General features: G+C 49.5%; 1 rRNA gene. It reads right to left on the bottom strand.

The window, feature by feature from the left end:
* Window positions 1-126 precede the first annotated feature (126 nt).
* Window positions 127-222 (bottom strand): 5S ribosomal RNA (gene rrf / locus J3U76_RS13240); the annotation flags it as partial.

Below are 222 nucleotides of genomic sequence, written 5' to 3' on the forward strand. Positions count from 1 at the left end.
TTAAAGAAGATACAACGCCTAAAAAACGGCGCCGATATTGGCAGGGGCCTCTACGGTTTATCTTCTTCACATTCCTGCAGACGTAAAAAAGCCCTTCACATCAGTGAAGGGCTTTTTGAATTGGGTGCCTGGCAGTGACCTACTTTCACATGGCATCTGCCACACTATCATCGGCGCGGCTGCGTTTCACTACTGAGTTCGGCATGGAGTCAGGTGGTTCCA

The organism is Oceanisphaera pacifica (assembly GCF_017498065.1).
GTDB classification, from domain to species: domain Bacteria; phylum Pseudomonadota; class Gammaproteobacteria; order Enterobacterales; family Aeromonadaceae; genus Oceanimonas; species Oceanimonas pacifica.